This is a genomic window from Glaciihabitans arcticus (assembly GCF_004310685.1).
GTDB lineage: Bacteria > Actinomycetota > Actinomycetes > Actinomycetales > Microbacteriaceae > Conyzicola > Conyzicola arctica.
Genome location: NZ_SISG01000001.1, coordinates 2,848,822 through 2,870,834, shown reverse-complemented (window position 1 = coordinate 2,870,834; position 22,013 = coordinate 2,848,822). Strand labels below are relative to the sequence as shown.

Annotated in this window: 26 protein-coding genes; 13 read left to right on the top strand and 13 right to left on the bottom strand. The window is 66.7% G+C overall.

The genetic code is table 11. From position 1 onward, the window contains the following. Positions 1 to 189 precede the first annotated feature (189 nt). Positions 190 to 705: a hypothetical protein gene (locus EYE40_RS13950; protein ID WP_204742254.1), complete on the top strand. Its 516-nt coding sequence runs from the start codon at positions 190 to 192 to the stop codon at positions 703 to 705. A gap of 155 nt (positions 706 to 860) precedes the next feature. Here EYE40_RS13950 and msuE read toward each other — a convergent pair whose 3' ends face one another. Next, positions 861 to 1,463, bottom strand: coding sequence for an FMN reductase (gene msuE / locus EYE40_RS13945; protein WP_130982557.1), 603 nt, complete (start codon positions 1,461 to 1,463; stop codon positions 861 to 863). A 100-nt stretch (positions 1,464 to 1,563) separates the two neighbouring features. On the opposite strand from msuE, the gene EYE40_RS13940 reads away from it, so the two are divergent. The 6 genes from EYE40_RS13940 (at position 1,564) to EYE40_RS13915 (ending at position 8,085) form a co-directional block, all read left to right on the top strand. Further along, positions 1,564 to 2,877 (top strand): O-acetylhomoserine aminocarboxypropyltransferase/cysteine synthase family protein, encoded by a 1,314-nt coding sequence (locus EYE40_RS13940; protein ID WP_130982555.1) that lies wholly within the window; start codon positions 1,564 to 1,566, stop codon positions 2,875 to 2,877. After that, positions 2,874 to 4,190: an LLM class flavin-dependent oxidoreductase gene (locus EYE40_RS13935; protein ID WP_130982553.1), complete on the top strand. Its 1,317-nt coding sequence runs from the start codon at positions 2,874 to 2,876 to the stop codon at positions 4,188 to 4,190. Before EYE40_RS13940 ends, EYE40_RS13935 begins: the two co-directional genes overlap by 4 nt. 117 nt (positions 4,191 to 4,307) lie before the next feature. Then, positions 4,308 to 5,297 carry a MetQ/NlpA family ABC transporter substrate-binding protein gene (locus tag EYE40_RS13930; RefSeq protein ID WP_130982552.1) on the top strand — a complete coding sequence of 330 codons (990 nt, stop codon included), beginning with the start codon at positions 4,308 to 4,310 and terminating at the stop codon, positions 5,295 to 5,297. Between the two features lie 7 nt (positions 5,298 to 5,304). Beyond that, positions 5,305 to 6,333 (top strand): methionine ABC transporter ATP-binding protein, encoded by a 1,029-nt coding sequence (locus EYE40_RS13925; RefSeq protein ID WP_130982550.1) that lies wholly within the window; start codon positions 5,305 to 5,307, stop codon positions 6,331 to 6,333. Beyond that, a complete protein-coding gene (locus EYE40_RS13920) occupies positions 6,333 to 6,995 on the top strand; it encodes a methionine ABC transporter permease (RefSeq protein ID WP_130982548.1) in 663 nt (220 codons plus the stop codon). Before EYE40_RS13925 ends, EYE40_RS13920 begins: the two co-directional genes overlap by 1 nt. Before the next feature lie 19 nt (positions 6,996 to 7,014). Next, complete coding sequence (locus EYE40_RS13915) at positions 7,015 to 8,085, top strand: DNA glycosylase AlkZ-like family protein (RefSeq protein WP_130982547.1); 1,071 nt, start codon at positions 7,015 to 7,017, stop codon at positions 8,083 to 8,085. A 10-nt stretch (positions 8,086 to 8,095) separates the two neighbouring features. Here EYE40_RS13915 and EYE40_RS13910 read toward each other — a convergent pair whose 3' ends face one another. After that, positions 8,096 to 8,584 carry an FBP domain-containing protein gene (locus EYE40_RS13910; RefSeq protein ID WP_130982545.1) on the bottom strand — a complete coding sequence of 163 codons (489 nt, stop codon included), beginning with the start codon at positions 8,582 to 8,584 and terminating at the stop codon, positions 8,096 to 8,098. A gap of 226 nt (positions 8,585 to 8,810) precedes the next feature. Between EYE40_RS13910 and EYE40_RS13905 the strand changes: the two genes are divergently transcribed. Next, complete coding sequence (locus tag EYE40_RS13905; RefSeq protein ID WP_130982544.1) at positions 8,811 to 9,029, top strand: hypothetical protein; 219 nt, start codon at positions 8,811 to 8,813, stop codon at positions 9,027 to 9,029. Positions 9,030 to 9,035: 6 nt separating this feature from the next. Here the strand turns inward: EYE40_RS13905 and EYE40_RS13900 are convergent, their stop codons facing one another. Genes EYE40_RS13900 through EYE40_RS13890 form a run of 3 tightly spaced genes read right to left on the bottom strand, consistent with a single transcriptional unit; the run spans position 9,036 to position 11,676 of the window. After that, positions 9,036 to 10,676, bottom strand: coding sequence for an MDR family MFS transporter (locus EYE40_RS13900; RefSeq protein WP_240034825.1), 1,641 nt, complete (start codon positions 10,674 to 10,676; stop codon positions 9,036 to 9,038). A gap of 18 nt (positions 10,677 to 10,694) precedes the next feature. Beyond that, entirely contained in the window at positions 10,695 to 11,303 is a 609-nt protein-coding gene (locus tag EYE40_RS13895; protein ID WP_130982542.1) for a TetR/AcrR family transcriptional regulator, read from the bottom strand. Positions 11,304 to 11,343: 40 nt separating this feature from the next. Then, a complete protein-coding gene (locus EYE40_RS13890; RefSeq protein WP_130982540.1) occupies positions 11,344 to 11,676 on the bottom strand; it encodes a nuclear transport factor 2 family protein in 333 nt (110 codons plus the stop codon). 54 nt (positions 11,677 to 11,730) lie between these two features. Between EYE40_RS13890 and EYE40_RS13885 the strand changes: the two genes are divergently transcribed. Further along, complete coding sequence (locus tag EYE40_RS13885) at positions 11,731 to 12,129, top strand: PIN domain-containing protein (RefSeq protein ID WP_130982539.1); 399 nt, start codon at positions 11,731 to 11,733, stop codon at positions 12,127 to 12,129. Here EYE40_RS13885 and EYE40_RS13880 read toward each other — a convergent pair. The 5 genes from EYE40_RS13880 to EYE40_RS13860 form a co-directional block, all read right to left on the bottom strand. Then, complete coding sequence (locus EYE40_RS13880) at positions 12,126 to 13,022, bottom strand: SDR family oxidoreductase (protein WP_130982537.1); 897 nt, start codon at positions 13,020 to 13,022, stop codon at positions 12,126 to 12,128. The two genes, EYE40_RS13885 and EYE40_RS13880, sit on opposite strands and share 4 nt — an antisense overlap. A gap of 90 nt (positions 13,023 to 13,112) precedes the next feature. Next, positions 13,113 to 13,823: an MBL fold metallo-hydrolase gene (locus EYE40_RS13875; protein WP_130982535.1), complete on the bottom strand. Its 711-nt coding sequence runs from the start codon at positions 13,821 to 13,823 to the stop codon at positions 13,113 to 13,115. Positions 13,824 to 13,827: 4 nt separating this feature from the next. Further along, positions 13,828 to 14,157 (bottom strand): TFIIB-type zinc ribbon-containing protein, encoded by a 330-nt coding sequence (locus EYE40_RS13870; protein WP_130982534.1) that lies wholly within the window; start codon positions 14,155 to 14,157, stop codon positions 13,828 to 13,830. A 62-nt stretch (positions 14,158 to 14,219) separates the two neighbouring features. Then, positions 14,220 to 14,720 carry a hypothetical protein gene (locus tag EYE40_RS13865; protein WP_130982532.1) on the bottom strand — a complete coding sequence of 167 codons (501 nt, stop codon included), beginning with the start codon at positions 14,718 to 14,720 and terminating at the stop codon, positions 14,220 to 14,222. A gap of 95 nt (positions 14,721 to 14,815) precedes the next feature. Further along, a complete protein-coding gene (locus EYE40_RS13860) occupies positions 14,816 to 15,241 on the bottom strand; it encodes a VOC family protein (RefSeq protein ID WP_130982531.1) in 426 nt (141 codons plus the stop codon). A gap of 99 nt (positions 15,242 to 15,340) precedes the next feature. Here EYE40_RS13860 and EYE40_RS13855 point away from each other — a divergent pair, with 99 nt between their 5' ends. Next, positions 15,341 to 16,312 (top strand): helix-turn-helix transcriptional regulator, encoded by a 972-nt coding sequence (locus EYE40_RS13855; protein WP_130982529.1) that lies wholly within the window; start codon positions 15,341 to 15,343, stop codon positions 16,310 to 16,312. Between the two features lie 6 nt (positions 16,313 to 16,318). On the opposite strand, the gene EYE40_RS13850 is transcribed toward EYE40_RS13855, so the two are convergent. Next, complete coding sequence (locus tag EYE40_RS13850; protein ID WP_130982527.1) at positions 16,319 to 17,434, bottom strand: zinc-binding alcohol dehydrogenase family protein; 1,116 nt, start codon at positions 17,432 to 17,434, stop codon at positions 16,319 to 16,321. Between the two features lie 81 nt (positions 17,435 to 17,515). Here EYE40_RS13850 and EYE40_RS13845 point away from each other — a divergent pair, with 81 nt between their 5' ends. Both EYE40_RS13845 and EYE40_RS13840 read left to right on the top strand, forming a co-directional pair. Continuing rightward, entirely contained in the window at positions 17,516 to 18,079 is a 564-nt protein-coding gene (locus EYE40_RS13845; protein WP_130982525.1) for a TetR/AcrR family transcriptional regulator, read from the top strand. A gap of 141 nt (positions 18,080 to 18,220) precedes the next feature. Further along, positions 18,221 to 18,469: a hypothetical protein gene (locus EYE40_RS13840; protein ID WP_130982524.1), complete on the top strand. Its 249-nt coding sequence runs from the start codon at positions 18,221 to 18,223 to the stop codon at positions 18,467 to 18,469. On the opposite strand, the gene EYE40_RS13835 is transcribed toward EYE40_RS13840, so the two are convergent. Next, positions 18,466 to 20,997 (bottom strand): MMPL family transporter, encoded by a 2,532-nt coding sequence (locus EYE40_RS13835; protein WP_130982522.1) that lies wholly within the window; start codon positions 20,995 to 20,997, stop codon positions 18,466 to 18,468. The two genes, EYE40_RS13840 and EYE40_RS13835, sit on opposite strands and share 4 nt — an antisense overlap. Positions 20,998 to 21,073: 76 nt before the next feature. Here EYE40_RS13835 and EYE40_RS13830 point away from each other — a divergent pair, with 76 nt between their 5' ends. After that, complete coding sequence (locus EYE40_RS13830; protein ID WP_130982520.1) at positions 21,074 to 21,640, top strand: TetR/AcrR family transcriptional regulator; 567 nt, start codon at positions 21,074 to 21,076, stop codon at positions 21,638 to 21,640. Here EYE40_RS13830 and EYE40_RS13825 read toward each other — a convergent pair. Continuing rightward, positions 21,637 to 21,999, bottom strand: coding sequence for a hypothetical protein (locus EYE40_RS13825; RefSeq protein ID WP_130982518.1), 363 nt, complete (start codon positions 21,997 to 21,999; stop codon positions 21,637 to 21,639). The two genes, EYE40_RS13830 and EYE40_RS13825, sit on opposite strands and share 4 nt — an antisense overlap. Positions 22,000 to 22,013: the final 14 nt, after the last annotated feature.

Here is a 22,013-nt window from a genome sequence, read left to right as displayed (position 1 = left end):
CTTTCTTTGAGGTTAGGGATGGACAGCTCGGTCCCGTCGCGGAAAGCCGGGGATCGGGACATCCCGAATCTGACACCTCTGCACCCATTCGGGGGCCATTTCAGCGAGCGCCGCAATCCGAAATCGGGGGTCGCCCCGGAGTCCTATTGCACCAGGGAACGACCGGACCAAGCAGGTTCGGGGAGTCCCATGGACAAACGATTGAAGGAGTTCACCATGATGAACAACATCACGAAGAAGACCATCCTCGGCACGACCGGCGTTGCAGCAGCAGCTCTTATGGTGGGTGGCTTTGCAGCCCCCGCAATGGCTGACACCACCTCCAGCCACGACACCACGTCGTCCTGGACACAGACCACCACGAGCCTCCTCGACAACGTGTCGGCCATGGTCGGCGACATCTCCAACTCCTCCCCCGTCGTTGTAGCACCGGAGGTCGGTGACATCGGCAGCGGAAACGCCATCGGATCGGGCAACGACATCACGGCCCCGATCACCGCACCGATCGCTTCGGGCAACGACACCGCCGTTGGTTCGGGCAACGACACCGCTGTGGGAAACAACAGCGGAAACGGCAACTCGGTCGGTGGAGACACCTCCGTCGGTTCCGAGGTAGGCGACCTGGTTGATGGCGTCGTTGACGTCGACGGCCTCGTCGACGACGTGCTTAACGACGTCGACCTCAACTCGATCCTCGGCGACTAATTCCTCCCAGTAGTCCCGCAGAGGGCCCCGCGCTTCGGCGTGGGGCCTTCTGCGTGTGCGGAACACATCCCGAATCAGCGCGGGGTTCTGCCAACCGCGCGCACTCCCGCCGGGCAGCGCCGATCGCAAAACGCCGCGCGGATGCGGCGCGCGAGCTAGAGCTCGGCCTCTTCGCCCGCGAGGGTGCGCTCAATGCTCTCCTTCTCGATGAGGCTGGAGCGCACGAGCGGCAACGCCCGGGCGATCGCCTTGTCGATGCGCTCGGTGAGCTGCTCGTTCGAGATGCGGTAGTCGGTGAAGTCGGAGTCGTGCGCGTACACGCCGACCGGCAGCGCGAGCGACTGGAAGAAGCCGAACAGCGGACGCAGCTGGTGCTCGATGATGAGCGCGTGGCGCTCGCTGCCACCGGTCGCCGCGAGCAGCACGGGGGTGTCCACGAGCGCGTATTGGTCGACGAAGTCGAAGAAGTGCTTGAACAGCCCGGTGAAGGATGCCCGGTACACGGGTGTCGCGACAATGAGGAGGTCGGCGTTCTCCACGACCTGCAGCTCGGCCTCGACCTCGGCGGGTAGCCCCTTGCGGGACAGGGTGCCGGCGAAGTGCGGTCCCAGCTCGTGCAGCTTGATCACGCGGATCTCGACGGGGATGACCTTTCCGAAGGCCTCGGCGATGGCCTCGACGAGCGCTGTCGTGCGGGACGGGTCGGTGAGACTGCCGGAGACGGCGACGACGCGCAGTGCCCTCGATGATGTGGTCATCCTCCGAGCCTAGGGAGGGGGCCGCGAGCGGTCATCCCGCATGACGAAGTGTGAAGCGCGGCAGAGCCCAAACGGGGTCGTCCGTGTCACCCTGTATCGCATGACTCTCCATCGCCCGCTCGACACGGCTGTCGGGTTCTCGACCCGCCAGCTGCACGCCGGCGCGCGCCCCGGAACCACGGTGAATCCGCGAGTCACCCCGATCTACATGACCGCCGGTTTTGTCATCGACGACTTCGACCACGCGGGCGACATCTTCAACGGTGCGGAGGGTTACTCGTACACGCGCGTCGCCAACCCCACCGCAGAGGCCGTCGAGCGCACCGTTGCGCATCTCGAGAACGGCGCTGAGGCGCTGCTCGTGGGCAGCGGCCAGGCGGCGGTTGCCGTCACGCTGCTCGGCCTGCTGCAGGCCGGCGACCACCTGCTGTCGGCGAGCTCCCTCTACGAGGGCACCCGCGGCTTCCTCATCGACAACCTCTCGCGCTACGGCATCACCACCGATTTTGTGGATGACGCGAACTCCCCCGAAGCGTGGGAACGAGCCATCCTGCCCTCAACCCGCGCCCTCTTCGCCGAGTCGATCCCGAACCCGAAGAACGACGTGTTCGACATAGAGGCGATCGCGGAGGTTGCGCACCGTCACGGCATTCCGCTCATCATCGATTCGACGCTCGCGACGCCGTACCTGCTGCGTCCGCTCGACTTCGGGGCGGACATCGTCATCCACTCGGCCAGCAAATTCCTCGCCGGGCACGGTGCCGCCCTGGGCGGGGTGATCGTGGACAACGGCCTGTTCGACGTCGAGCGCTCGGGCGACCTCTTCCTTCACCTGACCACGCGCGACCGCCACGGCAACCCGAGCTTCGCGGAGCGCTCCGGCGGCCTCGCCCGCATCGCCTACCTGCGCGAGGTCATGGCCCTGCGTTTCGGACCGACGCCGTCACCGATCAATGCGTTCCTCATCAACCAGGGCATCGAGACTCTCTCGCTCCGGGTCGAGCGCCAGTCGCAGAACGCCCTCGGCGTGGCCCGCTGGCTCGAGCAGCAGCCCGAGGTGCACTCGGTCGACTACTCGGGGCTCGAGTCGAACCCGTTCCACCCGCTCGCGCTCAAGTACCTGCCGCGTGGGCAGGGCTCGGTGTTCTCCTTCACCCTGCGCGGCGGACTCGACGCGGCGCGCGACTTCGTGAACGCCCTCGAGACCTTCACCCACATGACCCACCTCGGTGACGTGCGCTCGTTGATCCTTCACCCCGGCACCACGAGCCACAATGCCCGCACCGACGACGAGCTCAGCCAGTCCGGCATCTGGCCCGGAACCCTGCGCCTCTCGATCGGCATCGAGGACCTCGCCGACCTCCTCACAGACCTCGAACGCGGTCTCGCCGCAACCCGTACGGTTGTTGCATGAGCAAGCTGCAGCATTTCGGCTGGTTCCTCGCCCGCGGCTTCGGCCCACACGGCTGGGGCCACCCGTACCTCGACTGGAACTACCGCTGGACCGAGCCCGAGCTCTACCAGCAGTCGATCCGCGAGTTGGAGCAGGCCGGCTTCGACCTGCTGATCATCGAGGATGCCCCGTCCCTGGGTAACGCGTCGACGATCGATCTACGCATCCGCCAGGCCTTCGGCGGCCCGAAGCACGATCCACTGCTGCTCGCGCCGTACCTGTTCGGGGCGACGTCGCACATCGGCGTGGTGCCGACGGTGAATCCGGCCGCGTACCTGCCGTACACCGCGGCTCGCCAGTTCGCGACGCTGCAGCACCTGAGCGGTCACCGCCTCGGCCTCAACGTCGTCACCGACACCGGCAGCGCGCGTCACTTCGGCAGCGCCGGCCCCCTCTCGCACGACGCCGCCTACGACCGCGCTGAGGAGTGGCTGGGCGGCATCCGCGACCTCTGGCGCAGCTGGGGCGACGGCGCCCTCATCGCCGACCCTGCGGCCGGCCGCTACGCCGACGGCTCGAAGCTGACCTCCGTGCAGCACCGCGGCGAGTACTTCGATTTCGACGGGCCGCTCAACGCCATCCCGTTCACCGATGGGGAACCGGTCATCGTCTCGCCCGGCGGTTCGGGGCGCGGCCTCGGCTTCGCCGGCGCCAACTCCGAGGTGCAGCTCGCGCTCGCGCCGCTCGACCCCGACTCCATTCGCGAGTACCGCGCGAAGATCCACGCCGCGGCAGTCGAGCGGGGTCGCAACCCCAGCGACGTGAAGATCCTGTTCGCGATCCAGCCCGTGCTCGTCTCGAGCGCCGAAGAGGCCGACCGGCTCGTCGCTGCCTCCGCGAATCCGGATGACGCAGCACTCCTGCACATCGCCGAGCGCCAGTCGAGCGACCTCGAGACCGACCTCACGCAGCAGGACCTCGACGCCCCGTTGGACCTGTCTATCTTCGGCGACCATGTGTCGCAGGGGAGCATCAAGCGCCTGCTCGGCGGCTACGACCCCGCCACCACCCCCCTGCGCGCAATGCTGGCCAAGCAGGCGAAGCTCGGCCGCATCGGGCAGGGCGGCTTTGTCGGAACCGCCGAGGAGTTCGCCGATCTCATCGAAAACCTGGGCGAGACGGCCGACAACGACGGCGTGCTGCTCTGGGGCGACCTGCACCCGGTGACCGTGCACCGCATTCTCGACGAACTCGTGCCAATCCTGCGTCGCCGCGGCATCCTGCGCACCGAGTTCGGCGGCGGCGGCCTGCGCGGCAACCTCAGCGACTTCTAGAACGTCACACTTCTCAACACGTTTTCGTATCCCCAGCTGGGCGACACACACTGGTAACGGCCCTCCACGAGAGAGTGCCGATCCCATCCCCTGTCCACACAGCCAGAGAGCACAGCCATGTCTGCAACACCTCCCGCCGGTGCCAACCCGGTCATCGCGCCCCCGAAGAAGAGCCGCACCGGCCTGATCGTCGGCGGCATCATCGTCGCCATAGCCGCGATCATTGCCGCGGTGCTCATCATCGTGAACATCAACGCCCCGAAGGATGCCCCGGCAGCCGAGGGGTCGAACGCCATCACGAGCGGACTCGGCTCGCCCGAGCAGCCCGTGCGCATCGGTACCGTCGGCGCGAGCGAGCCCTGGTGGACCACGTTCAAGGGCGCGGCTCTCGAGGAGGGCATCTCGATCGACGTGATCGACTTCGCCTCCTACCCGGAGCCGAACCCTGCACTCGCCGCGGGAGACCTCGACCTCAACCAGTTCCAGCACATCGTCTACCTCGGCGAGCACAACGCCGCAACCGGTGATGACATCGTTCCGATCGGCGCAACCGCCATCTACCCGCTCGGCCTGTACTCGACGAAGTACGGCTCGGTCGAGGAGATCCAGGCCGGTGACACCGTCGCCATCCCGGACGACCCCTCCAACCTCGCGCGCGGCCTGCTCATCCTGCAGTCGGCCGGCCTCATCACCCTCGAAGGCGGCGGAAGCATCTTCTCGACCCTCGACGAGGTCAGCGCCGACTCGAAGGTCACGGTCACGACCCTCGACGCGGCACTCACCGTCACGTCGCTGCCCGATGTCGCCGCCGCGATCATCAACAACGACTTCGTGACCGATGCGGGACTCACCGCCTCGGACGCGATCGCCCAGGACGACCCCTCCGACCCCAACGCGCTCCCCTACGTGAACATCTGGGCAGCGAACGCGAAGGACAAGGACAACGAGGTGCTGCTCAAGCTCGTGGAGATCTACCAGACCAACCAGGACGTGCTCGATGGCGTGCTGGAGACCTCCGGCGGAACTGCTGTCTTCCTGAAGACCGCGGTCGCCGACCTCGAGGCATCGCTCGAGAAGGTCATCGCCGACAACAAGGCCCAGGGCTAACCGGCTTATGCCCATCGTTGCCCTACGCGACGTCTCGAAGACCTATCCCGCTCGGGGACGCAACGAGAAGGAGGTACGGGCGATCCAGTCCGTCGACCTCGACATCGAGGCGGGTGAGATCTACGGGATCATCGGTTATTCGGGGGCGGGCAAGAGCACGCTGGTCAGGCTGGTCAATGCGCTCGAGCGCGCGACATCCGGAAGCATTCAGGTGAACGGCACGGAGATCACCACGCTGCCCGAACGTGAGCTGCGCAAACTGCGACTGGGCATCGGGATGATCTTTCAGCAGTTCAACCTGTTCAACTCGAAGACCGTGTGGAAGAACATCGAGTACCCGCTCGAGGTCGCCGGGGTGCCGGTCGCCGAGCGCAATGCGCGCATCTCCGACCTGCTGCACTTCGTGGGTCTCGCCGACAAGGCGGGCAACTACCCCGACCAACTCTCGGGCGGGCAGAAGCAGCGCGTGGGCATCGCGCGAGCGCTCGCCACGAGCCCGAGCATCCTGCTCGCTGACGAGGCGACCAGCGCGCTCGACCCCGAGACCACGCTCGAGGTGCTCGCGCTGCTCAAGCGCGTGAACGAGGAATTCGGAACCACCATCATCGTCATCACCCACGAGATGGACGTCATCAAGACCATCGCCCACAAGGTCGCCGTGATGGAGCAGGGCCGCGTGATCGAGACCGGAACCGTGTTCGACGTGTTCTCCGATCCGCAGACCCCGGCCAGCAAACGTTTCGTCTCGACCGTGGTGCGAGCCGTGCCCGAGGCCGACGAGCTCGCCGTGCTGCGCGCGAAGCACCCGGGCCGCATCGTGACCCTCTCCTTCGCCGACGGCAACGTCTCCCAGGCCGCCGTCTTCCTCGAGTTCGGGCGCAAGGGCGTTGGCTTCGAACTCATCTACGGCGGCATCAACGACGTGCAGGGGCGCACCTTCGGCCACCTGACCCTCGCTCTCACCGGCGAGGACTCGACCATCGACGCCGCGCTCGAGATCGTGCGCAACTCCGTCGTCGTCACGGAGGTGAAGTAATGGACCGCCTCATCAACGACCTGCAGCCGCTGCTCTGGCAGAGCGCGTGGGAGACCCTGTACATCGTCGGCCTGACCCTGCTGTTCGGCGGATTCGGCGGACTCGTGGTCGGCCTCGGCCTGTACGTGACCCGCTCCGGCAGCCTGCTGCCCAACCGCTCGGTCTTCGCGGTGCTCAACGTGCTGGTGAACACGATCCGACCCATTCCGTTCATCATCTTCCTGGTTGCGGTGCAGCCACTGATCCGCCAGCTGATCGGAACGGGCATCGGAAATACGGCGATCATCGTCACCATTTCGATCGCCGCCTCGTTCGGCATCAGCCGGGTGGTCGAACAGAACCTGCTCACCGTGCAGCCGGGCGTCATCGAGGCGGCTCGCTCGGTCGGCGCGGGCCCGTTCCGCATCATCCGCACCGTGCTGCTGCCCGAGGCGTTCGGGCCGCTCATCCTCGGTTACGCGTTCGTGTTCGTGGCGCTCGTCGACATGGCGACGGTCGCCGGCCTCGTCGGCGGTGGCGGCCTCGGTGCGTTCGCGCTGAGCTACGGCTACAAGCAGTTCAACCCGGCCGTCACGTGGACGGCCGTGCTGCTCATCGTCATCCTCGTGCAGGTCATTCAGACGCTGGGCAACGCGTGGGCGAAGAAGGTGCTGCGCCGGTAGCAGGTCGTAGGGTGAGGGCATGCACGAGCTGACCCGTGAGCAGGCGAGGCGCATCGCGGTGCGCGCGGCCGGGCTCGACGCCCGTCGCCCCCACGACGTAGTCGGCATGGTGCGGCAGACGGCCATGCTGCGCATCGAGCAGACGCCGACCGTCGCCCCCTCCGCCGACCACATCGCCTGGTCGCGGCTCGGGGCGTCCTACGAGCCCCCCGACCTGACCGGCGCCATCAGCTCGGGCCTGCTCTTCGAGCGGGGCTGGATGCTGCGACCCATGTCCGACCTGCCGCTCTTCCTCGCCGGCATGCGTACCTGGCTCGACCGCGCGAGCGCCCGCGGCTGGTTCGATGCCAACGAAGACTTCGCGCAGTCGGTGCTCGATCGCATCGAAGACGAGGGGCCGCAGACGTCCCGCGCGATCCCCGACGAGGCGGCGGTGCCCTGGCCGTCGACCGGCTGGACCAACAACCGCAACGTCACCCAGATGCTCGAGCTGCTGCACATGAGCGGCCGGCTCGCGGTCGTCGGGCGGGTCGGGCGGCTGCGCGTCTGGGATCTTGCCGAACGCGTCTACCCGGAGGTGCCCGAGGTGCCGGCCGACGAGGCGCGACTGGTGCGCAGCCAGCAGTTGCTCGCTGCGTGCGGCATCATGCGCGACAGCATCGCCGTGGCCCCGACCGAACTGCATGGGATCGTGCCCGTCGGAGAGGCCGCAACCATCGAGGGCGTGAGAGGCAAGTGGCGCGTCGACCCCGCCCAGCTCGACCTACCGTTCGAGGGGCGCGCGACGCTCGTCTCCCCCTTCGACCGGCTGATGACCGACCCGTACCGGGTGGCCAGGCTGTTCGAGTTCGACTACCTGCTCGAGACCTACAAGCCGGCGCGGTCGAGAATCTGGGGACAGTTCGCCCTGCCGATCCTGCACGGCGACCGGCTGATCGGCAAGCTCGACGCCCGCTCAGATCACGACTCGGGGCGCTTCCTCGTGCACCGTGTGCACGAAGACGAGCCCTTCAGCGCGAGAGTCCGAGCGGACGTCGACGAGCAGATCGAGCAGTTCGCCGGGTGGCTCGGGCTCGACCTGCAGCGCTAGTCCTCGGTGCTTATTCGACGCTCGCCACTCCTGCAGCGAAGTCGGAGGCCCGCACCCGCAGCGTGGCGATGCGCTTTTCGCGAGCCGCCTCGACGTCGAACCCGATGTAGGCCATCGGCGGCGTCTTGCGCACGTTCGCCGAGCACTCGAAGTTCGCACAGAGCAGCGTGCCCACCGAGTTGCCGTTGCGACCGCCGGCACCCGCACGGCGAGCTGCGTAGAGCAGGACGTCGTTGGGCAGGTGCACATCCTCACACCACGTGCACTGTGCGCGGCTGCGCGGTGCAGACTCCGCCTGCTTGAGGATGACGCCCACAATCTCATCGCCCACGGGAACCACGACGTACGCGCGGCGAGCCAGGCGAAGATCGCGCCAGCCGAGGTAGTCGATCTTGTCCCAGGCGATGGCGCTCAGGTCGGGCAGGGTCAGGTCGTTCAGTTCGCGCTTCGTCGCGTTGGCGAAGGATGCGCGGATGGTCGTGTCGCTCAGAGCGAGCATGGTTGTTCTCCAGTCGTTACAGCCCTTGAGGGCTGGAAATAGCGTGCGGGGCGCGCGGAGCTGGGGCATCCGCGCGAGGGCAGGGCTATCTCGAGCCGGCGCGTGAAGCGCCGGTGACCTCCGAACGCCCTGAGGGCTCCGGGAACGACTGGGGGAATCTCACGTCGACGAGCCTACGCCTGTAACTGTTCTCCCGCAGTTAACCTTCGCTGCGTATCGTGCCCGCATGAGCCGACCCCGCGACTATTCCGACGCGAGCACCGTGACCGGGCTGCTTGATGCCCGCCGCCTGCTGAGCGGCCTCGCGAAGAAGCACCCGAAGCGTTCGGCACAGTTGCGGCTGCGGCTGCTCGAAGCCCAGACCGACTTCAACAGCGACATGATCGACGAAGAAGAGCTGCAGGGGCGGATCGCCGAGATCGTCGACCTCGGGACCCGTTCCTAGGCGCAGCTATCTGGGGGCGTCGGCCTTTTCGCCCTCCACGGCAGCCGTCGACACCATGCGGTGCGCGGACTCGAGCTCCTCGGCCTCGGCCCCGCCGACGGCTTCACCTCGTGCGACCATGCCCGCGACATCCGACAGCTTGATCTGCTTGAGGAACAGCGACAGCAGGAACGCGAGTCCGATGAACGGCAGGAGGTACCAGAAGACCGGGGCGAGCGCGTCGGCGTAGGCCGTGACGACCCCATCCCGAATCGCATCAGGCAGTGTGGCGAGAGTCTGCGGATCGAGGGTCGCCGTCGCACCGGCGGCATCCCCGGCGCTCGCGCCTGCACCCGTGAACACGTCGGTCAGGTTGCTGGTGAGCCTCGTGGTGAAGATCGTGCCGAACACGGCGACACCGAGCGACGCACCCACCTCGCGGAAGTAGTTGTTCGTGCTCGTGGCTGTGCCGATCATGGACGGGTCGACCGAGTTCTGGGCGACCAGCACCACGACCTGCATGATAAGGCCGAGCCCCGCACCGAAGACGAACAGGAACACGCAGATCAGCCAGATGGGTGTGTCGGCGCTGAGCGTCGTCATGGCGACCATTGCGGCACCCGTCACCAGGGTTCCCAGGATCGGGAAGATCTTGTAGCGCCCCGTCTTCGTGATCGCGATGCCCGCGAAGATCGAGGTGCCGATAAGGCCGGCCATCATGGGGAGCATCAGCAGGCCGGACGCGGCCGCCGAGGTGCCCGAGGACATCTGCAGGAAGGTCGGCACAAAGCCGATCGCCGAGAACATGCCGAGGCCGAGGGTCAGACCGATGAGAGTCGCGTTGACGAACGTCGGGTTCTTGAACAGCGACAGCGGGATGATCGGGTCCTTGGCCTTCGACTCCACGAGCACAAAGAGCAGCGCGGCGGCGAGCATGCCGATGCCGAATGCCCAGGTTGCCATCGAGTCCCAGCCGAACTCGGCGTCGCCGCCGAAGTCGGTGAAGAAGATGAGGCAGGTGGTAAACGCGGAGAGCAGCACAACACCCATGATGTCGATCGGCTTGGTGGCCTTCTTGCTGGGCAGCTTGAGGGTGAACCAGGCGATCGCGAACGCGGCGATGCCGACCGGGATATTGATGTAGAACGCCCACTGCCAGGTGAGGTGATCGACGAAGAATCCGCCGAGGAGCGGGCCGCCGACGGCGGAGAGTCCGAAGACCGCGCCGAGCGGGCCGAGGTACTTGCCACGCTCCGAGGCGGGAACGATGTCGGCGATGATCGCCTGCGAGAGGATCATGAGTCCACCACCACCAAGGCCCTGTACAGCACGCCAGATGATGAGCTGCGTGAAGTCACCGGCGAAGGCACAGCCGACGGAGGCGATCGTGAACAGGGCGATCGCGACCAGGAACAGGTTGCGCCGACCGAGCACGTCACCGAACTTGCCGTAGATCGGCATAACGATGGTCGTCGCGAGGAGGTAGGCGGTGGTCAGCCAGACCTGGTGCTCGACACCGCCGAGCTGGCCGACGATGGTGGGCATCGCCGTGGAGACGATGGTCTGGTCGAGGCTTGAGAGCAGCATGCCCGCGATGAGGGCACCGAAGATGATCCAGATGCGGCGTTTGGTGAGGAGGAGTGGTCCCTCGATTGTGGTCGTGGTCACTGCGTGGCCTTTCAGGCTTTAGGGGTTCAGCACCGCACGGAGCGCGGTGAGTGATTCGGTGAGCGCGGAACCGAAGTTCTCCGCGCCATTCGGTTCGAGCAGTCGCCCGGCGGCGGAGCGCATCAGCGTACCGAGCACGTCGACGGCTGCGCGGGCTCGAGTGTCGTCCACTCCGACGCCCTCCCTCGTTGCTATGAGGGCCAGGATCTGGCCCTCACGTTCCTTGCCCATGCCGATGAAGCGGGCGAGAAGTTTGGGTTCGCGTTCGACGGCGGCCATGACCTCGAGGTGGTCCTCGACGCTGAGGCCGGCGGAGGTGACGTATCCGGAAACGATGTCGACGAGGTCGTCGATCACGTCGGGCCAGCCACGCGAGCCGCGGGCAAGGAAAACCTCGCCGAGCGCGCGGGTCTCCTCGGCCTCATCGACGCCGAGCACGGCCTGCTCTTTCGAGGGGAAGTAGTTGAAGAAGGTGCGACGGGATACGCCGACTTCGTCGCAGACCTCCTCGATGGTGAATCCGCTCAGTCCGCGCGCTGCGGTGAGCCGACGGCTCACGGAGCTGAGGCGCGACGACGTCTCGAGCCGGCGCTGCTCGGCTCGCGTGAGGGTTGCACTCTCGGTCATAAAGTGCAGTATTGCACTATATGGCTACGAGTGCAATTTGTTACCCGACCTGCCCGCCGAAGAACACCTGCGTCTCGACGAGCTGGTCGCCCTCGACGCGAATCAGCTCGACATTGCGGTAGCGCCCGCCGTCGGTAAGTTCGTACTCGTAGACATAAAGCACGCCGGTCGGGGTGGACACGAGTTCTAGCACGGTGCTCGTCGAGAAACGGTCCGCGGTCGGAAAGCAGCGCTCCATGAATGCGTCGCGGTCGATGTGATCGTCCTGCGGGCTCGTGAAGCGATAGTCGGGTGAGAGCACCCGCAGCATGGCGTCGGCGTCCTGCCGCCGGTAGGCGTCGAACGAGGCTTTGGCGACATCGATGTCTGACATGGCAGCCACGTTACGCCCGCTTGCGGTGTCAGTCGAGAGGGCGAGAATGGAGCCATGACCCGCTACGCGATTGACGCCACCACGGCCATCCGCATCGTGCGCGACGGCATCGACGTGCCCGCACACCACCAGCTCGTCGCGCCCAAGATGCTTCACTCCGAGGCGCTCTACCAGCTCTACACCGCCGTACGGCGGGGCGAGATCACCGAGAAAGACGCACACGCCGTGCTGCTCGGAATCACTACGATGAAGATCCGCCTGCTCGGAGACCGCGTCTCGCGAGCTAACGCCTGGAAGGTGGCGACACAACTCGACTGGCCCGATACCGCGCGCGCCGAATACGTGGCGGTCGCGTTGTTACAGGCCGACGCCTTCGTCACGGTGGATGACGACCTCGCCCGCGAGCTCGACGGAGTCGTCGAGCTCGCGCCCTTCGAGTCCCTCACCGACTAGGGCGTCGGCGACCCGCCGTTCACGTTCAGGGTCTCGCCCACAACGTAGCTCGACTCCCCCGACGCGAGAAACACGAAGGCGGGTGCGAGCTCTGCGGGCTGACCGACGCGACCCAGGGGGCTGTCCTGACCGAACTCGGGGAGCGCCTCGGGCGGCTGGCCGCCGGAGGCCTGGAGCGGCGTCCAGATCGGACCAGGAGCCACAGCGTTGACGCGGATCCCCTCCGGCGCGAGCTGCTGCGCGAGTGCTTTGGTGAATCCGTTGATCGCGTACTTGGTGGACGCGTAATCCACCAGTTCGGCTGATGGGCTGTAAGCCTGCTGCGAAGTCGTGTTGATGATCGTTGAGCCCGGCGACAGGTGCGGGAGCGCTGCCTTGGTCAGCCAGAACATCGCGTAGACGTTCGTCTTGAAGGTGAGATCGAACTGCTCGTCGCTGAGGTCGGCGAGCTTCGGCACGAACACCTGCTTGGCGGCGTTGTTGACGAGAATGTCGAGCCCGCCGAGTGCGGCGACGGCGACGTCGATGACGCTGACCGCGAAGTCGTGGGAGCTGATGTCGCCCGGGATGGCGTGAGCCGTGCGACCCTCGGCCTCGATGAGCCCGATGATGCGGTGCGCATCCTCTTCTTCTTCGGGAAGGTAGCTGATCGCGACATCCGCGCCCTCGCGCGCGTAGGCGATCGCAACGGCCGCTCCGATGCCGGAATCACCGCCGGTGATCAGGGCCTTGCGACCCGTGAGCCTGCCGGATCCGCGGTAGCTGTGCTCGCCGAGATCGGCTTTGTCATCGAGCTTCGTGTCGAGACCGGGGGCCTCCTGCGGCTTCGCCTTGGTCTCGATGTCGGAGAACTTCTCGGCCGGGTTGTCGAAGGTGTACTGGTCGTCGCTCATGCCTTCCACTGTCGCAAATGTGGGAACGTTGCGTGTGAAACTGGGGACTGCCCGGAGGTTGGCTGTGGTTCCGCTACAGGTTCGAGGGAACTATTGACCTGCCACAATCACGAAGTCGTCGAACACGTGTCGCCCGGGCTCGAGCGCGACGTGGGACACCGACCGGAGCCGGGAAAGCTGGGCCGGCGTCATAGGAAGAGCCGGTTCATCCGGTTGAAAGAGCGTGCCGGTCGGGTAGTCGACACCCGACTGGTTCGTCATCTCGATGTGGCAGCCCATCAGCGCGGTCACGTCGTGCGACCGCGCGAAGTCGTCGAGCAGGGCGATACTCGCGATCCAGGCCGGGGCGTCGTCGACGTAGAGCCGGCCCGGATACACCGTGTCGCCCGTCAGCAGCCAACCGGTCACCGGGTCGAAGATCGCTATTGACGTCGCATCGTGCCCCGGGATGCGCAGCACCTCGAGCACGCGGTCACCCAGATCGAGCGTGTCACCGAGCGATGTGACCAGCCCCGCGAACTGCGGGTCGCCCGCGATGTGGTCGCCGTGCTCGTGACTGTGCGCGACGACGAGTTCGCGCGAGCCGATGATGTCGTCGACGGTCTGGCGAAGGAGTGGCGCCTCGACGGTCGCACCCGTGTCGAGCAGCAGCGCCTTGGATATTCCGAGCAACAGGTAGAGGAACGGCGCCTCGTAGTCGACCGCCTTGCCCTGCCGCAGCACCCAGGTCGCGTCGTCGACGCGCTGCGCCTGGAGAGGTGGCTCGCCGGGGGCTCCGTGGATCCAGGGCTCGAAGGTCATGCGCCTAGTCAAACAGGTCGCTGAGCCAGCTCTCCTTCTTCTTGGGGCGCTGGTTGTAGCCGTTGTTATAGCCGCGGTCGGAGTCGCGCTGTCCGTACTGCGACTCGGGAGCGCGGTACTGCGGCTGCTGGGCCGGGAACTGAGGCTGCTGCGGAGCTGCCGCCGCACGGTTGAAGTCCTCGGCCGCCCGGGTGAACTCGCCGGCTGCGCGCTCGAGGATCTTGTCGAGCTCGCCACGGTCGAGCCACACTCCGCGGCACTCGGGGCAGTAGTCGATCTCTACGCCGCTGCGCTCGCTCATGACGAGGGTCGCGGAGTCGTTGGGGCACTTCATGATTCCTCCAGAGGTGGTTGCGCTCCGATTTTAGGCAACGACCGGCGGCTCATCCTGAGAGGTCACCCGTGCGCGAGCAGCTCCAGTCCGATCACCGCGAGACCGAGCACTCCGAGCGCCAGCAGCACGAGGCCTCGCTGCCACCAGGGGATGCGCGCCCGGCGCACAGCAAGGAAGCCGAAGAACACGAGGGCGATCACCAGCGCGATCGCCGAGGCGCGCAGGGCGCTGGTCGGCTCCCACACGCCGAACGCACTCACACCGAGGAAGACGATCGGCAAGGCGACCGCGCCGATCGCGCCGAGAGAGACGCCGGCGACGTGCGCGAACTCCTGCCTCGAGAGCAGGCGCTCGTTGGCAGCGATGCGCGCGATGATGTCGGCGATGAATACGGCGAGCAGCGTTCCGACGACAGCGATCGCGAGTGTTCCGATCGCCTCACCGGCGGTCACCTCGCCATGCGACATCATCGCGAGGATGACGGCGAGCGCCGTGAAGGTCACGTAGATGCGCTCCTTGAGGCGCTCGGTGATTTCCTGTCGGTCGCTGGGCGCGGATGTCATGCCCCCAGTCAACCACCGCATCAGCGCGGGCCTCTGCTAACAGTGCGCCCATGGTGGAACGCTCGCGGCTAGCAAGGGCCCGCGCGGATGGCGCACTACGACGGGTCGTAGGCGACCGCGACGTCGAGCACCCAGACGACACCGAAGGCGTCCTTGAGCATTCCGTAGGCCGGAGAGAACATCGAGGGCGCGAGGTCGGCGAGGATGGTCGAGCCAACCGCGAGCTTGCCCCACAGTTCGCTGATCTCGTCAACGGAGTCACCGCGCACCGAGACGAACAGCGACTTGTCTCCCTGGTCGTAGGGCACGCTGGCGGGCACGTCGTACGCCATGACCTGAAAGCCGTTCTCGCCGATTACCTGGCCGAATTTGATCTGCTGGGCTTCTTCGGGGATCTCGGCGCTGTACGCCTGCTCGTTAGTGACGGCGACCAACTGGCCGCCGAACACTGAATGGTAGAAGTCGAGGGCGCCCTTGGCGGTACCGCGGAAGTTGAGGTGGGGTGTGGTGATGACGGTCATGTGTACTCCTGTGTGGTGAGCCGGGCTTTCTCCGGGCAGAATCCACCCTTTCAGCCGTGTAGGACAGTTATCGTCCTAGACTCAACCTAGTGTTGAGCCATGAGTTCGGCATCCACAACTTCGCGCCTTCTGCGCCTGCTGTCGCTGCTGCAGACCCGACGGGACTGGCCGGGCACCCTGCTCGCCGACCGCCTCGACGTCAGCTCCCGCACCGTCCGCCGCGATGTCGACCGCCTGCGCGACATGGGCTACAACATCCAGGCCGCCATGGGACCGGACGGCGGGTATCGCCTCGACGCGGGATCCGAACTGCCGCCCCTGCTCTTCGACGATGAACAGGTGATCGCGCTGGCCGTTGCGCTTCAGGGCGCGACCGCCGCGGGTGCCGGCATCGAGGAAGCAGCGGTGCGCGCGCTCACCACGGTTCGTCAGGTGATGCCCTCGCGCCTGCGACACCGCCTCGACGCCCTGCGGTTCACGACGCTGCCCAGCGGTCGGGGCGAGGCGGACCCCGATGTCCTCGTCGCGCTGTCCACGGCCATTCACGCCCGGGAGGTACTGCGCTTCGACTACGCGAGCACCATTTCAGAAGAGGATGACGTCACCGTCCGCCCTCCCCGCCGCGTCGAACCCCACCACGTGGTGACGTCGGGCAGCCGATGGTACCTCGTCGCGTGGGATCTCGACCTGGGCGACTGGCGCATCTTCCGTGCCGACCGCATCATCCCGCGCACGCCGACCGGCCCGCGGTTCACGCCGCGCGAGATCCCGGGCGGCGACGTGGGCGAGTACGTGTCGGCGCGCTTCAAGGGGGCGGCCGAGAACCGCTGGCCGTGTGTGGGCACCGTCATCCTGAACCTGCCGGCCAGTCGAGTGCTGCAGTTCGCCGGAGACGGAACCGTGGTCGAGCTCGGCGCCGATCGCTGCAGCCTCGAGCTCGGGTCGTGGTCGTGGGGCGCCCTTGCGGCCTCCTTCGGACGCTTCGAGACAGCAATGGAGGTTGTCGGTCCACCGGAGCTGACGGAAGCCTTCGGCGTACTGGCCGAGCGCTACCGGACAGCCTCCGGGTAAAGACGCCTACAGCGTGACCACGAGTTTCTTCGCGGAGACTCCTCCGCGCAGGCGGTCCAAGGCGACCTGCACGTTCTCGAGTCCCGACCCGACGACTTCGGCGGCGGGCGCGGGCAGGTAGCGTCCGTCGGCGAGGGCCGCGGGCAGGAAGTCCTGCCAGAGCATTGGTCCGACCTCGTTGTTCATGAGCGTGCTGCCCCAGACGAAACGAGCCCGAACGCCGTGGCGCAGGCATCGCACCTGGAGCGCGACATTCGCCGCCACAAGCCGCGTCATGGTGCGCACGAAGGTCGCGTTAAGACCGCGGCGGCGGGGCAGATCGCCGAACGACACCGACGGGCTCGCCATGCTCACACGCTTCGCACCGGTGGCAGCCGCGATCGCGACGGCCGGCTCGGCTGACCCGGTGCCCACGGCGAGAATGCCGACAACTCGTGAATCAGCGGCGAAGCGGACGATGTCGGAGACGACCGTGGGACTCGCATAGTTGAAGACTTCGGCGGCACCGAGCTCGCGCATGCGGCCGTGGTTGCGCGGTGACGCTGTAGTCACGACCCGATAGCCGGCCGCTACCGCGAGCTGGATGGCGTTGCTGCCCACGCTCGTCGATCCGCCCCAGACGACCACGGTCTCGACGGCGGCGGGTGACGTCGCCGTGGGGTGCCGGAGGCCAAGCTGGTCCCGCTGGAACAGCGCGGACGCTGCCGTCGAGATCGCGAGCGGAAGGACTGCCGCATCCTCGAATGCCATGGTGGCGGGTATCGGCGCTGCAAGCAGCGCGCGCACCACCGTGTAGCGCTGAAAACCTCCCTCGGCCGCGTGGTTACGCCCCTTCTCCATGCCGACGGCATAACCGAGAACCCGGTCGCCGACGGCGAACCGCGAGACGCCCGGTCCAACCTCGGCCACTTCGCCGGCGACGTCCTCGCCGAGTATGGCGGGGTGCGGCAGCCAGCCGTACATCATCTGCCCTGTCGTCTGCTTGATGGCGTCGAGCGGGTTGACGGCGATGGCGCGGTTCTGGATGACGATCTCGCCAGGACCGGCGATCGGCATCGGAGCATCGCCGACCACAAGGTCGCCGTAGGGCTCGCGGAGGAAGGCTGCTGAGTTGCTGTTCATGGGTGATCCGTTCGTTATGACATTGCGTGTCATCACTGTACGGGTTATGACACACAATGTCATCACCGCTAGGATGAACCCGTGAGTAGATGGCAACCGGACGCGGGATCACGCCTTGAGCGCGCCGCCCTCGAACTGTTCATCGAACAGGGCTTCGCCGAGACGACGGTGCCGCAGATCACCGAACGCGCCGGCCTCACCACCCGCACGTTCTTCCGACACTTCCCCGACAAGCGGGAAGTGCTTTTCGCCTTCGACACTCAGCTGCCCGGGATCGTCGAGAGGCTGATGGCCGAGGCAGCGCCCGGCCTGAGCGCGATGGGCGTCATCCGGTCGGCGCTCGAAACCGTGGCGACCGTCAACCTGGTTGGCCAGCGCGAGCACCTCGAACTGCACCGCTCGATCGTGCAGTCGGACGGCGGCCTGCGCGAACGGGAACTACGCAAGCACTCGATCCTCGCCGAGGCGACCCGGCTCGGGTTCCTCGCCCGCGGCTGCGACGAACTCACTGCGACGCTCGGCGCCCACGTCGCAACCACCGCCTTCAACGTCTCCATCGACCGCTGGCTCGACGCGGGCGGCGAGCGTACCCTCGAGGCCGTTCTGCACGACGTGCTCGACGGGCTCGAGGGGCTGCTCCGCTAGTTGCCCGCGGTAGCTTCATCCGCGCGGGTTTTTGCTAACAACGAGCCTTGGGCGGTGCGCACGCGGTTACCAGAAGGCCGCGCTGATGGGCCGCCGGGAGCTGTTCATCGGTCGTTCGCCCTGGGCATTTAGAGTCCGCGCATGACCACTGACGAATTTCGCGACGTGTGGGCGAGTGACACAACGCTTCTCAGCTTCGATGGACGGGTCCTGGAGGTGTTCGGGTTCTCTGACACCGCGCGGTACCACGTTGCCCACAAGCCGACCATCACCGTCGGCAAGAAGATGGTGACCATTCGCACCGAGGGCCTCGGCCAGCATTCGTTCTTCTTCGATCAGCATCGCCGCAGCGAACTCGAGGCGTATGCCGCGAGGTTCGGCCCTTTCTAGCGCGACGGTGCAGTGACCGGCTCCGGTGTTTCGGTTGGGGCCACCGCGTGGTGCCGACGTTCGAGAGCAGCACCCTCGACGTCGACGTTCGGCAGCAGGCGGTCGAGCCAGCGCGGAAGCCACCAGGCCGAACGACCGAGCAGGAGCATCAACGCGGGCATCAGCAGCATGCGCACGATGAAGGCGTCAAAGAGCACACCGATCGCGAGACCGAACCCGACCGAGCGGATCATCGCCGACTCGGAGAAGATGAACCCGCCGAAGACCGAAATCATGATGAGAGCCGCCGCCGTGACAACCGCGCGTCCAGCATGGAATCCCTCGACCACGGCCATCTTCGCGGTGGAGCCGTGAACGTACGCCTCGCGCATTCCCGAGGCCAGGAAGAGCTGGTAGTCCATCGCCAGCCCGAAGAGAATTCCGACGAGGATGACGGGTAGGAAGCTCAGGATCGGCCCCGTGCTGTGCAGCCCGATGAGGTCGGCAAACCAGCCCCATTGGAACACCGCGACCGTCGCGCCGTAGGTCGCGAACAATGACAGAACGAATCCGCCGGTCGCGATGAGCGGCACGAGTAGCGAGCGGAAGACCAGGATCATGATGAGCAGCGAGAGTCCGACGACGAGGGCGAGGTAGGTCGGCAGCACGTCCGATAGACCCTCAGAGATGTCGATGTTGATGGCGGCCTGGCCGGCGACCCCGAGCGTGATGCCGCTGCCGATCGAGGGCAGGGTACGCAGATCGCGCACGAGCTGCTCGGTCGAGGCGCTGTTCGGTCCGCCCTCGGGGATGACCTGGAACGCTGTCAGTCGCGAGTCATCGGAGACGGCAATGGGCGCCACGGCCGTGACGTGCTCGACGTCGGCGACGGTGCGGGCGATGAGCGCCTGCTGCTCGAGCACCTCGTCATCGTCGAGACCGTCGGGCAGGGTCGCGGTGACGAGGAGCGGGCCGGTCGCGCCGGCGCCGAACTCCTCTTCCGTGACGCTGAACGCGAGGTACGACGACGACTCCTCCGGCTCGGTGGAGCCGTCGGGGAGCCCGAGCCGCATCGAGAGCGATGGGATCGCGATGACGAGCAGCACAGCCACGGCGAGCACGGCGGTGACGACGGCGCGCACCGTCGACATCTGGCGCACCGGTTTGGCCTTCGCGGCAGCCGTCACCGAGGCCGCACGCGAGCGCTTGCCGATGATACGTTCCCCCATCAGTCCGAGAAGTGCCGGGGTGAGGGTGATGGCGATGAGCACGGCGACCGCAACACACACGGCACCGGCGGTACCCATGAGGCCCAGGAAGGGCACACCCGTGACGTTCAGCGCAACGAGGGCCACGATGACCGTCATCCCGGCGAAGACGACGGCATTGCCCGCGGTGCCGTTGGCGAGTCCGATCGACTCGCGCACCTCGGCGCCCTGCAGCAGCTGCTTGCGGTGGCGGTTGATGATGAAGAGCGAGTAATCGATGCCGACCGCGAGGCCGAGCATTACGCCGAGCACGGGGGTGACCGAGGCCATCTGCACCACGCCCGAGAACGACATAACGCTGAGCACGCCGATGCCGACGCCGACGAGCGCCGTCAGAATCGGGATGGCTGCCGCGAGCAACGAGCCGAGCAGCACCAGCAGCACAACGCCCGCGAAGACGAGTCCGACCGCCTCGCCGACACCGAAGATCTGCGGCACGCCCTGCGCGATATCCGTGGAGAAGCCGACCTCGACGCCGTCGATGGGCTCGGACTCGAAGTGCTCGATCACGCCCTCCTTGGTCTCGGCGGAGAGTTCGAGGCGGGGCTTGTCGAAGGAGACGTTGACGAGGGCGGTCGAGCCGTCATCGGAGACCTGGCGGATGCCGGCGGCGAGGCCGAGCAGCTCCTCGCCGAGCTCGAGCTGGGTAGTGGCGTCGGCGAGGTCTTCGCGACCCGCGTCGACCGTGTCCTGCTGGTCGTCGAGAGCGGTGACCTGCGTCTTGAGCGCGGCGAGCTGGGCCTCTAGAGGGGCGGTCTGGGCGGCAGGAGCTCCGGCCGCCTGAGCCTGCTTGATGCCGGCTTCGAGCTGGGCCTTGCCCGCTTCGAGCTGTTCGCGACCGGCGTCCAGCTGCTTCTGGCCGTCATCCAACTGGGTGATGCCGTCTTCGATCTGGGTGCGGCCGTCTGCGACCTCGGCAGCCTGGTCGGCACGCTGCTGCTCGGCGTCGAAGGGGTCGATCACGTCGGTGACGTCAGGCAGGTCCTTGCCGTCGTCGACGAGCGCGCTGATCTGCGACTTCTGGTCGTTGGTGAGGGCCGAGCCGTTTTCCGTGGTGAACAGCACAACGCCGGAGGCGCCGGCGAAGTCGGGCAGCTTGTCCTCGAGCTTGCTGATCACGTCGCCCGATGCGGTGCCGGGAACGTCGAAACTGGAGACGAGGCCCTTGAACCCGATGGCGAAGGCGCCACCGGCCAGCGCGAAGATGATGACCCACGCGATGATCACGGACCAGGCGCGACGCGCAGAGAAGGTACCCAGTCGGTAGAGCAGTTCAGCCACAGTTTTCCCCCAAGAGAATCAGACTTCATAGACTATACGCAACGTCTCGTCTATGAACTGAACATATGATGTGAGGATGACGGACCATCGACAAGGCCCGGTCCGCAGTGAAGCGGCACGGCTCGCCATTCTCGAGGCGACAGCGCGCCTCTTCATGTCGAAGGGCTACGACCACCTCACGATGGAGGGCATCGCCGCCGAAGCTGGAGTCGGCAAGCAGACGATCTACCGCTGGTGGCCCTCGAAGGGCGACGTCGTCGCAGACTGCCTCCTCGATGGGCTGCTCCTGCCGGACAGCTTGCGTCCGCCGGAAACCGGCGACATCCGCGCCGACCTCGTCGACTGGATCACCGGCATCTTCCACGTTCTGGCCCGGCCGGACGGCGAGGGGCTGCTGCGCTCGATCATCGCGGCCGCGGCAGGCAACGCCGACGTCGGCCGCCGGATCTACTCGAGCCTCGGTGCGACCTCATCAATGGCCGATCGCATCAGGAAGGCGATCCACGAGGAGGGCCTCGCCGTCGACACCCCGATCGAGGAGGTGGGCGAGGCGATCGTGGGCGCGGTAATCCTTCGCGCGCTCAGCCGGTCGACGATCGAGGAAGCCGGAGCCCGGCGACTGGTGGGTGCGCTGCTCGGTTAGCAGCCCGCCGACTCGAGGGCCGACCGGGTCTGCTCGTCGCGCGGCTCGACGATGATGCCGCCCGCGTTCAGGCGTCCAACATCCCAACTCAGCGGGCCGGTCGATCCCTCCGCGCTGACGACGCCCACCATCTTCATGCCGGTGTTGCCCTCGACGTAGCTGAGCGGCTGCGTCACCCCGAGCTCGGCGAAACAGTCGCCGGCCTGCTGCTCGACGGCGGTCGTATACGCCTCCGGGGTCGGATTCACTGTCACTTCAGGTTCGATCACGGCCGAGGGAACCGGGTCGGATGGAGACTGCGCCGTGCATCCCGCCGAAGCGAGCACCACCAGCAGGCCGACCGCGATACGGAGCTTCATGGCACCCAGTATCG

Bases quoted from the DNA above. Each gene is read 5' to 3' on its own strand.
- EYE40_RS13915 (WP_130982547.1), top strand. From the start codon at position 7,015: ATGCACGAGCTGACCCGTGAGCAGGCGAGGCGCATCGCGGTGCGCGCG.
- EYE40_RS13885 (WP_130982539.1), top strand. From the start codon at position 11,731: ATGACCCGCTACGCGATTGACGCCACCACGGCCATCCGCATCGTGCGC.
- EYE40_RS13860 (WP_130982531.1), bottom strand. From the start codon at position 15,241: ATGACCGTCATCACCACACCCCACCTCAACTTCCGCGGTACCGCCAAG.
- EYE40_RS13925 (WP_130982550.1), top strand. From the start codon at position 5,305: ATGCCCATCGTTGCCCTACGCGACGTCTCGAAGACCTATCCCGCTCGG.
- EYE40_RS13870 (WP_130982534.1), bottom strand. From the start codon at position 14,157: ATGAAGTGCCCCAACGACTCCGCGACCCTCGTCATGAGCGAGCGCAGC.
- EYE40_RS13825 (WP_130982518.1), bottom strand. From the start codon at position 21,999: ATGAAGCTCCGTATCGCGGTCGGCCTGCTGGTGGTGCTCGCTTCGGCG.
- EYE40_RS13855 (WP_130982529.1), top strand. From the start codon at position 15,341: ATGAGTTCGGCATCCACAACTTCGCGCCTTCTGCGCCTGCTGTCGCTG.
- EYE40_RS13950 (WP_204742254.1), top strand. From the start codon at position 190: ATGGACAAACGATTGAAGGAGTTCACCATGATGAACAACATCACGAAG.
- EYE40_RS13910 (WP_130982545.1), bottom strand. From the start codon at position 8,584: ATGCTCGCTCTGAGCGACACGACCATCCGCGCATCCTTCGCCAACGCG.
- EYE40_RS13935 (WP_130982553.1), top strand. From the start codon at position 2,874: ATGAGCAAGCTGCAGCATTTCGGCTGGTTCCTCGCCCGCGGCTTCGGC.
- EYE40_RS13830 (WP_130982520.1), top strand. From the start codon at position 21,074: ATGACGGACCATCGACAAGGCCCGGTCCGCAGTGAAGCGGCACGGCTC.
- EYE40_RS13895 (WP_130982542.1), bottom strand. From the start codon at position 11,303: ATGACCGAGAGTGCAACCCTCACGCGAGCCGAGCAGCGCCGGCTCGAG.
- EYE40_RS13850 (WP_130982527.1), bottom strand. From the start codon at position 17,434: ATGAACAGCAACTCAGCAGCCTTCCTCCGCGAGCCCTACGGCGACCTT.
- EYE40_RS13840 (WP_130982524.1), top strand. From the start codon at position 18,221: ATGACCACTGACGAATTTCGCGACGTGTGGGCGAGTGACACAACGCTT.
- msuE (WP_130982557.1), bottom strand. From the start codon at position 1,463: ATGACCACATCATCGAGGGCACTGCGCGTCGTCGCCGTCTCCGGCAGT.
- EYE40_RS13930 (WP_130982552.1), top strand. From the start codon at position 4,308: ATGTCTGCAACACCTCCCGCCGGTGCCAACCCGGTCATCGCGCCCCCG.
- EYE40_RS13890 (WP_130982540.1), bottom strand. From the start codon at position 11,676: ATGTCAGACATCGATGTCGCCAAAGCCTCGTTCGACGCCTACCGGCGG.
- EYE40_RS13865 (WP_130982532.1), bottom strand. From the start codon at position 14,720: ATGACATCCGCGCCCAGCGACCGACAGGAAATCACCGAGCGCCTCAAG.
- EYE40_RS13905 (WP_130982544.1), top strand. From the start codon at position 8,811: ATGAGCCGACCCCGCGACTATTCCGACGCGAGCACCGTGACCGGGCTG.
- EYE40_RS13920 (WP_130982548.1), top strand. From the start codon at position 6,333: ATGGACCGCCTCATCAACGACCTGCAGCCGCTGCTCTGGCAGAGCGCG.
- EYE40_RS13940 (WP_130982555.1), top strand. From the start codon at position 1,564: ATGACTCTCCATCGCCCGCTCGACACGGCTGTCGGGTTCTCGACCCGC.
- EYE40_RS13875 (WP_130982535.1), bottom strand. From the start codon at position 13,823: ATGACCTTCGAGCCCTGGATCCACGGAGCCCCCGGCGAGCCACCTCTC.
- EYE40_RS13880 (WP_130982537.1), bottom strand. From the start codon at position 13,022: ATGAGCGACGACCAGTACACCTTCGACAACCCGGCCGAGAAGTTCTCC.